Source organism: Pseudomonadota bacterium (assembly GCA_034660915.1).
Taxonomy (GTDB): Bacteria; Desulfobacterota; Anaeroferrophillalia; order Anaeroferrophillales; family Anaeroferrophillaceae; genus DQWO01.
Map to the genome: position 1 here is coordinate 1 of JAYEKE010000006.1, position 6,362 is coordinate 6,362.

The 6,362-nt window shown below is 47.0% G+C and carries 5 protein-coding genes; 4 read left to right on the forward strand and 1 reads right to left on the reverse strand.

The genetic code is table 11. The annotated features are described in order from the left end of the window. Window positions 1–659 precede the first annotated feature (659 nt). The 4 genes from U9P07_00275 to U9P07_00290 all read left to right on the forward strand — a co-directional run bounded on the left by U9P07_00275 (window position 660) and on the right by U9P07_00290 (window position 5,493). The gene (locus U9P07_00275; protein ID MEA2107844.1) at window positions 660–1,535 is read left to right on the forward strand and encodes a hemolysin family protein; all 876 of its coding nucleotides are present in this window, start codon (window positions 660–662) and stop codon (window positions 1,533–1,535) included. Further along, window positions 1,504–3,135: an apolipoprotein N-acyltransferase gene (lnt, locus tag U9P07_00280; GenBank protein ID MEA2107845.1), complete on the forward strand. Its 1,632-nt coding sequence runs from the start codon at window positions 1,504–1,506 to the stop codon at window positions 3,133–3,135. Before U9P07_00275 ends, lnt begins: the two co-directional genes overlap by 32 nt. 67 nt (window positions 3,136–3,202) lie before the next feature. Next, a complete protein-coding gene (gene pabB / locus U9P07_00285; GenBank protein MEA2107846.1) occupies window positions 3,203–4,663 on the forward strand; it encodes an aminodeoxychorismate synthase component I in 1,461 nt (486 codons plus the stop codon). Further along, the gene (locus tag U9P07_00290) at window positions 4,660–5,493 is read left to right on the forward strand and encodes an aminotransferase class IV (protein MEA2107847.1); all 834 of its coding nucleotides are present in this window, start codon (window positions 4,660–4,662) and stop codon (window positions 5,491–5,493) included. The genes pabB and U9P07_00290 overlap by 4 nt, the downstream gene beginning before the upstream one ends. Before the next feature lie 159 nt (window positions 5,494–5,652). Here the strand turns inward: U9P07_00290 and U9P07_00295 are convergent. After that, a partial coding sequence (locus tag U9P07_00295) for a hypothetical protein (protein MEA2107848.1) occupies window positions 5,653–6,362 on the reverse strand: 710 nt, incomplete at its 5' end.

A 6,362-nucleotide genomic window follows, 5' to 3' on the forward strand; every position in this document is an offset into this window, starting at 1 on the left:
GACTTTGTCTATAGATTGACAAATTTTTATTATTTCTCACAGAGACACGGAGTCACAGAGGGCAAATGACTCGGGTTCTCTGTGACTTTGTGCCTCTGTGAGAGTATTTTTATCTTTTCTGAAAACGCAGTCGAATGTTTACGTTTGTAATAGCAAAACATCCTGTAATTATTAAACTAATAGCTAACCGCTAAAGGCTAATCGCTCAGTTTAGGTATAATATTGATCAAATCATCTCTCCTCATTTCTACCCCAATTCGTTCCCCTTTGACAAGCGCTAACTTAGCCGATACAAAGACAATCCCCACTTGTATTTAGATAATGCTTTTGCTATATTTCCCCTACCAAAAATCAGATTAATCTTAACTCATCTTTCTGACTTGTGTTGCCAGGAGACATTATCAGGATATTCGGGCTTGGCTCATAGCCTGTCTGCCGACAGGCAGGCGGCATTGACCGCCGAACGAATCACCACGACGGTGATTCGCGGCGGGCACCTCGGAGCTGCACACGATGTGTAGCGAGAATGAGCGAGAGCCATGCCGGAATATCCTTAAAACAAATTTTTTCAAGCTCTTTTTTCATAACTCAGAAAGTTGACTCTTAAGATACATCCATCGCTGCACCCATATTCCATCCATAATGAGCGGTAGAATCCCATGGATAACGACACAGGACTCCTGCACCGGCTAAAAAGACTGCTTAAAAAAGACAACAGCCAACCACTAACAGAAGAGGCCCTCCAGGAAATCATTAATACCAGCGGGGAAGCCGGAGTCATTGCCGATGACACCCACGAAATGCTGAGCAGCATTATCGAGTTGAAAGACATCCGGGTTCAGGAGGTCATGATCCCCCGAACTGACTTCATTGCCATCAACGCTGATTCTTCCCTGCAGGAAATCATCCCGACAATAAACGAACGGGGTTTTTCCCGCTACCCGGTCTTTGAAGATAATCTTGATAATATTATCGGCATACTTTACGCTAAAGACATGCTGAAATATCTCCAGGAAGATTTAGACAAAATAACTGCCCGGCAAATCATTCGACCGGTGTATTTTATTCCGGAAACCAAGAAGATACAGGAATTGCTCCATGAAATGCGAAAAAAAGGCATCCATATTGCCGTTGCCGTGGACGAATATGGCGGCACTTCCGGCCTGGTCACCTTAAGCGATCTGGTGGAGGAAATTATTGGTGAAATTTACGAGGAAGATGCTGACCAGAAAGCCGACGAAGTAAAAAATATTCTCCCCCAGGAGGATGGATCCTATCTGGTTGCCGGAAAAACCGAAATCGAAGAGTTGGAAGACCTGTTCAATATTGAAGTGGACAATCGGGGCAAATTTGAAAGCATTGGCGGCTTGGTCATCTACCTTTTCAGTAAAATACCCGCCGTCGGAGAAATAATCACCTATAAAAATATCAGCATCAAAGTAACCGATGCGGATGAACGGCGGGTAAAAAAAGTCAGAATCAGCTCCCTGCCGAAACCTGCCGATGAATCAGTCTCCCCGCCGGAAAACCGTTAAACCGTTCGGGGGACACGATCCCGATTTGATAAAGATAAATCGGGTCATGTCCCCCCGTTTATTTTTCATCCTCCCTGGCCCCCTCTGCACCGCATTGTTACTGCACCTGGCATTTTCATCCTCAAGATTCTGGCCCTGCATCTGGTTTGCCTTCATCCCCCTGTGCTGGTCGGTACGGACTCAACTTCCCGGGCGGGCCTTTATCCAGGGAATCATCGCCGGTTTCGCCTTTTACTACCTCAACTTATTCTGGATTACCAATTCCATCCGTAATTTTTCCGCCCTGCCAATCCCCATTGCCTTAGTGATAATGGCTTTACTGGCCATTTACCTGGGACTCTATTTCGGTTTTTTCAGCTTTTTACTGGCCAAGAACCCTCCTGTCTCATGGGTTTCCATCCTCTTCCTGGCTTCCTGCTGGACCCTGCTGGAATGGCTGCGGGGCAACCTGTTTGTCGGCTTTCCCTGGCATAACCTGGGAACTGCGCTTTCTCCCGGCTCCCCTTTCACCCTTCTCCTTCCCTATGTAGGTGTTTACAGTCTTTCTTTTGTTATTATCACTACCAATCTGGCGCTTTATTCCCTGATTTTCAATCAGGATAACAATCATTTTATGATCCGGCGGATAGCAACTTTGCTGGCAGTTCCCATTCTGTATTTTCTCCTGCTGGCGGCAAGTCATACCGGAATTGCCAGCCTTGACAAGTCTCTGCCGCTTAAGGTTTCCATCATCCAGCCAAATATTCCCCAGGAAGAAAAATGGAATCCCGCCTATCGTCAACGAAATTTTACCCTCCTGGAAGAGATGAGCCTGGAAAGCGCCGCAACTTCAACTTCAGAAATACCACATCTGGTAATCTGGCCGGAAGCCTCACTACCCGATTTTTTCCAGGATGCCCCATTATTCCGGCAGCGGATTTCAACCTTAACCCGTCAGGGTAACTTTTATCTGCTGGCCGGCAGCCCGCAATATGATACAGACAGTGCGGGGAAACATCATTACTTCAACAGCGCGCTGTTATTTTCTCCCGGCGGCAAATTGATTGCCGGCTATGACAAAATAAAGCTGGTGCCTTTTGGTGAATTCACCCCCCTGGCAGACTATTTTCCTTTTCTCGGCAAAATGGTTCCAGGAGCGGATTTTACCGCCGGCCGCCCGCAAAAACCTATGGACCTGGACAATTTTTCTTTGGTCCCGTCCATCTGTTTTGAAGGCATTTTTCCGGAATTTGTCGCCGGGTCCATGGCGAAAGATTCCGGATTTCTGGTCAATATCACCAACGATGCCTGGTTTGGTATCAGTTCAGGACCACGACAGCATTTACTCAATGTCCGGATGCGGGCGATGGAAAACCGCTGCTACCTGCTGCGCTGTGCCAACACCGGTATTTCCGCCATCATCAGCCCGGATGGACAGATCATCAAACAACTGCCGCTGGGCAAACGTGGGCAGCTGGAAGCCATTATTTATCCGACTATCAGCCCAACGATATATGCCCGCCACCCTTATCTTCTTATTCTTCTGCTGACGGTTATGGCAGCGGGCTGTAAAATTTATATGCAGCAATGGCCACTGAAATCACCCTCCGGTTTTCCTTGACAGTCTCCAACCTTTTGCCGTAAACCGTATACCGTGAAGCGCAAACCCCATACCTCATCCTGGACAGATGTATATAAAAGAATTATCCCTGAAAACTGATCCTGATAAAATTTTTTCCCGGCTGAACAATGCCCCCTATCCTTTCTGGCTTGATTCCGGCATGGATCACCATAAGCTGGGACGTTTTTCATTTATGGGAGCGGATCCTTTTTACCAGATCATCACTCAAGGATCACAAACAACTGTTGTCGATTGCCTGCGTGGCACCAGAGAAATCAGCAATCAAGCACTTTTTCCCTTACTGGATAATCTCATGTCCCACTGGCAGCGTTCCAAAACGACTGAGTTGCCTTTTGAGGCCGGAGCGGTTGGTTATTTTGGTTATGAACTGGGCCATCTCATTGAAAAATTCCCCCAGACGACGATCAACGATCTGCAGATGCCGGACGCTTTTCTCTCTTTTTATGACGCACTGCTAGCCATCGACCACCTGAAACAAAAATTGTTTATCATCTCTACAGGATTACCTTTTGATGATAAAAATACCAGGAAAAAGCGAGCTGTCACGCGACTCAATTGGCTGGAGAAGCTCATTGAAAATGAAAAAAACGGGGACAGACCCCATTTTTTCGGTGGGAAAGGGCAGACCTGTGTTTTACGCTATCCCGAAAAAACGGGGTCTGTCCCCGTTTTTTTTAATCAAAAAAGTTCAAATTTCAGCTATGATCACTACATTGAGGCAGTCAAACGGATCCTTGAATATATCGCTGCCGGTGACATTTACCAAGTCAACCTTTCCCAACGATTTGCCATTGAGTTTACCGGCAACCCCCGGGATTTTTACCGTAAATTCAGAACTTTGAGCCCGGCACCTTTTGGCGCTTATTTGGTTACCGATAATCATATCATCATGAGTAATTCACCGGAGCGCTATCTGCTCATTAAGGATGACTATATTGAAACCCGACCGATTAAAGGTACCAGACCCCGGGGGGGAAGCCCCGAAATTGATGAGCAATTACGGCAGGAGCTGATCAACAGCGGCAAAGACCAGGCTGAACATATTATGATCGTTGATCTGGAGCGAAATGACCTGGGGCGGATTGCCCAGTACGGAACCGTGCATGTTCCTGAAATGGAAATTGTCGAATCTTATGCCAATGTCCATCACCTGGTCTCGACAGTAGCCGCCCGGATTGAGCCGACACATAGCACCGTGGATTGTATTGTCAATTCTTTTCCCGGAGGATCCATTACCGGGGCACCGAAACTTCGTTCCATGGAAATCATTGATGAGCTGGAACCCAGCTGCCGCGGTGTTTATACCGGCTCAATCGGTTACCTTGATTTTTCCGGTGACATTGATTTAAATATTGCCATCCGAACGGCTGTTCATCATCAAAATACTCTGTACTTCCAGGTAGGTGGTGGAATTGTTGCCGATTCTGATCCTCATCTGGAATATGAGGAAACCATCACCAAGGCCGAATCCTTTCTGAAGACTCTGGGGAAAACGAACAAAGAATGAAGGACCCGGTCATCTTTCTTAATAATCGCTATATGACCGCAACCCAGGCGGCAATCTCCCCCTTTGATCCCGGCTTCATGTACGGGGATGGTATTTTTGAAACCATCCGTTTATACCAGGGGATCCCTTTCATGCTTGACCTCCATCAACAACGCCTTGAACAGGGACTGAAACTGCTGAACATTACCAAACCGGAGATAATTGAAAAACTGCCGGATATTATTTCCCACCTGGGATCACGCAATCACCTGCAAAACACCCCGGGCATCTCCAGAATCATGATCAGTCGGGGACAAGAGCCAAGCAACCCCACCTGCGTTGTCCAGGCAACAGCCCTTGATATGGAGGCAATCAAGAACCGGCAGCAGGGGATGCAGGCCATCATTCTACCCTGGAAAAGGGATGCGGCAAATCCATTATTACAGATTAAAAGCATGAATTACCTGGAAAATATCTATGGGCGAAAAATGGCGAACCAGCAAGGTGCTGATGAAGGAATTTTTCTCAATCAGAATGGAGAATTGTGCGAAGGAACTTTTTCCAACCTGTTTCTGGTCGGCGATAATTTCATTGTCACCCCACCGGTTGAAGCAGGACTGTTACCGGGCATTACCCGCGGGGCAATTATTGACTGCTGCCGACAAGTCGGCATTGACTGCAGGGAAGATCGTCTGATTCCGGCTGATATTTCACAATTCCAGGGTGGTTTTTTAAGTAGTTCGCTGATGGAATTAGCCCCGCTGAAATCTTTGGGAACACACCATTTCATTCCCGGCCGGTTCATGGACATCCATCAGCGCATTACGGATGCCTACCAAAAATTACATTAGTCACCATCTCAACTTTCTTAAGTTACATTGCCAGGGACATATCAGCAGGATGTTCGGGCTTGGCTCATAGCGGTATTGGCCGCAGGGTGCAGCCATCACAAAAAAAGGGTGATCAGAAGATCACCCTTTTTTAACAGACAATGGACTAAATGGATATCGCTACTTGACTTCAGTAACCATTTGCTCCATCTCAGCCTTCATTTTCTTCAGCATTGCCGCGGTTTTCGGATCAGCAGTAGCAGCCAGTTCATCAAGGGCTTCCATGGAAGAATTGACTGATTTTGCCAGTTTTTCCTTCTCAGCCGCCTCCATCTTGGCTTCGAAGGCATCAACCTTGGCTTCCAAAACATCAATCTTCTGCGCCAGATCGACTTGGCTTTTCTGCAATCCATTCAATACCGATGGAGAACCGGTTGAAGTTGAGGCATAAAACCACACCAAGACCAGCGCCGCAATCGCCGCAAACAAAGCTACAAATCCCACCAGATTGGAACCACCGGACTCAGTTTGTTGAACCACCTGTTCTTGTTCACTCATAACCTTACCACCTTTCACCAAATTGTTTTCGTTTTTATCATCTTGCTCTATATCTTGTTTCCCCACTGCTTCAGGGGATGTTTCAACCGCTTTGGAAATTTCTGCCTTCGTTCCTCCACCGTTATAAGCTTGTTTCTCAGTCACCGGCTCAGGAGGTAGTTTGTAAACCTGAACCTTAACCGCCACCCGTTTCAAATGTTTCTCCGTTTCGGGCAACAATGATTTTCCAGCGGCATTCAGACTTTCATCAGCAAGATCCTTAGGACTGGTAGGACTGGCCTCAGAATCAAAAAAAGCCGCCATTTTTTTCCTGGCCACCGGCTCCCGTTCCG

Excerpts from the sequence above, each read along its gene's own strand:
- U9P07_00275 (MEA2107844.1), top strand. The coding sequence starts at position 660 with ATGGATAACGACACAGGACTCCTGCACCGGCTAAAAAGACTGCTTAAA.
- lnt (MEA2107845.1), top strand. The coding sequence starts at position 1,504 with ATGAATCAGTCTCCCCGCCGGAAAACCGTTAAACCGTTCGGGGGACAC.
- pabB (MEA2107846.1), top strand. The coding sequence starts at position 3,203 with ATGTATATAAAAGAATTATCCCTGAAAACTGATCCTGATAAAATTTTT.
- U9P07_00290 (MEA2107847.1), top strand. The coding sequence starts at position 4,660 with ATGAAGGACCCGGTCATCTTTCTTAATAATCGCTATATGACCGCAACC.